The organism is Helicobacter equorum (genome assembly GCF_900198655.1).
Lineage (GTDB): Bacteria > Campylobacterota > Campylobacteria > Campylobacterales > Helicobacteraceae > Helicobacter_F > Helicobacter_F equorum.
In genome coordinates this window covers 1-2521 of the sequence record NZ_FZPO01000091.1, presented here as the reverse complement: position 1 = coordinate 2521, position 2521 = coordinate 1, and the positions used below count along the sequence as shown (strand labels likewise).

Sequence of the window (2521 nt, the reverse complement as noted above, 5' to 3'; positions counted from 1 at the left end):
CTTTCTACGAGTGCGCAGAAATGCTCTGGTTTGCTCACATCAAGCTCATATACACGATCTTTTGCTCCTAACTCTTGGGCGATTGGACGCACGCGTTTTTCAAGTGCACTATTTAGAAATGTAAAAGCAAGTTCTGCACCTTGCTCTCTACAAGCCTTTGCTATGCCATACGCGATAGATCGATTATTTGCTACACCTACGATAAGACCTTTTTTACCTTTAAGTATCATACCATGCTCCTTTTGCGGTAGGTTAAGTTTTTAAGTTGTGCATTATATGCCATTTTGGCTTAAACAGAGGCTATTTAAAAAATTTGCAAGCTTATCTAGGGTACAATCCGGAGAAATAATATTATTACGGTTCATAAAGCATAACGAGGCAAAGAATGTGTTTTAAAGCTAATGCGAAAGTATTTGTCAAAAATTCATGTCAGCTTTTTTGGTGGGCACAGCAATATTTGAGGTTTGGGACTTTTTCACCTAGCATTAGGTCTATAAAACCCACCGCAAGTCGCGTGTTTGTATTAGGAAATGGTCCATCACTGACTAAGGATATCGCGAAATACACAGAACAACTTGCGCGTGAGGATTTGGTAATGGTTAATCAAAGTCTTACTTCACCTTTAGGATTTGAGCTCAAGCCAAGATATTATGTCCTCATGGATCCAGCGTATTTTGGAACATTACCAGGTGGTGACATTGGTAAGGAATTTGCAAGGCGTGTAACGGATTTCTCTAATGTTTTAGAGAGGGTAGATTGGAAAATGAAGCTTTTTGTCCCATATCATGAATATAAGAGAGCCCAAAACAAAATAGATAGACCAAGTAACAATAAACAAGAGAATGTGCTTTCTTGTATTAACCCAAACGTAGAAATTTTGACTTTTAATGCTGTTGAGCTTTATACATTTAAACACTTAGCTAGGATAATGTATAGCCACAATCTTGCTGTACCAAGTGGCATTAATGTGTTGATTGTTGCTCTTTCTTGTATGATTGCCTTGGGCTATGAATATATCTACTTGCTTGGAGCAAATAGTGATTGGCATAAAAATCTTGAGGTAGATTCTCAAAATAAAGTATTTATGAGAGATACCCATTTTTATCAAGATATTAGTGATGAGACATATGTGCCCTATACATTTGCGTTTATTATGCAGGGTATGACAGATGCATTTAGGGCTTATCAAGAGCTTGGAGAGGTATTTCCTCAAAAGATCATTAATTGTTCTTCAAATTCTATGATTGATGCTTTTCCCAGAGTGAATCTAGAATCTATCCTCGGGGGGGCTTTTTTATAGACTTTTTCTTTCTCGCTTTTCTATACTCTATTCTTTAATTAGTTATTTGTATCATGCACAATTAGCATGTATATTTAATGGGTTAATTCAAATACTTCAATCGTGTTTATGTGTTAGATTATGTAAAAATGTGTGTGATGACTTATCTTTAAGATTAGTTAGCTTACATTTTTATAAAACTGGTATGTAACATATAAGTGTGGCATGGAGATGCTTAAATACCAGTGTCAAAATCCTGTCTTATTGTTGAGTTTTAATCGTTTGGATACGATTAAAAGGATATTGTCCAAAATTGCACTTGTCCAGCCTCATAGGATATATCTTGCTTGCGATGGTGCGAGAGATTATATAGATACGCAGGGAGTCGCAGAGTCAGTACTTGTGCAAGAAGTAAGAAAGTTTTTATTAAGTTCAATTATTTGGGATTGTGAAATATATACACGATTTTTAGATGACAATCTTGGCTGTAAACATGGGGTAAGTTCTGCTATATCTTGGTTTTTTGAGCATGAGGAGCAAGGCATAATTTTAGAGGATGATTGTTTGCCAACCGTAAGTTTTTTTAGATTTTGTGATGAGCTTTTGGAGCGATACAAATATGAATCACAAATTATGATTATAAGTGGGTGGAGTGCGCTTGATTTTGCACCTAATAAATCAGTAGATACACTCTCCCTCAAAGCACGACTGCACGAAGATTATTTTTTCTCAAAATATCCACATATTTGGGGTTGGGCATCTTGGGCTAGAGCGTGGAAAAAATATGAATTAGAATCTAGTGATTTTACAAAGGATTTTTCACACTTCACTTTTAATTCTCAAGAGGAGCGTGGGTATTGGTATAAGGTTTTTGCCAAGTATTATCGTGGCGAAATTGATACTTGGGATTACCCATGGACATTTAGTATTTGGAAATCGGGTGGTTTATGTGTCTATCCAAAAAATAACATGATACAAAATATCGGTTTTAATCGTGATGATGCAGCTCATACACATGGAGATTCAAAATTGTGCAGGTTGCCAAGTTACGAACTTGCTTTTCCGCTTATTCACCCAAAACAGATAAATCAAAATACTATATTAGATTCTCTTAATTTTGACATTGTTTTTAAGATTCCAAGTTTTTTGCGACGTGCGATAAGAAAGCTCTTTAAAATTTTGAAAATGCTTAAACACAAAACCCTAACCCGTGATATTAAGTAAATATTCTGTATTTTGCGT

Annotated in this window: 3 protein-coding genes; 2 read left to right on the top strand and 1 reads right to left on the bottom strand. The window is 35.5% G+C overall.

Annotated features, from left to right (window positions below):
* On the bottom strand, nt 1-230 hold a 230-nt coding region (locus tag C6H22_RS08540; protein WP_158654694.1), incomplete at its 3' end, for an SDR family oxidoreductase.
* 155 nt (nt 231-385) lie between these two features.
* Here C6H22_RS08540 and C6H22_RS08535 point away from each other — a divergent pair.
* Both C6H22_RS08535 and C6H22_RS08530 read left to right on the top strand, forming a co-directional pair.
* Nucleotides 386-1300 (top strand): hypothetical protein, encoded by a 915-nt coding sequence (locus C6H22_RS08535; RefSeq protein WP_104694827.1) that lies wholly within the window; start codon nt 386-388, stop codon nt 1298-1300.
* Between the two features lie 282 nt (nt 1301-1582).
* A complete protein-coding gene (locus C6H22_RS08530; RefSeq protein WP_233707110.1) occupies nt 1583-2503 on the top strand; it encodes a methyltransferase FkbM in 921 nt (306 codons plus the stop codon).
* The last annotated feature ends 18 nt before the right edge of the window (nt 2504-2521 follow it).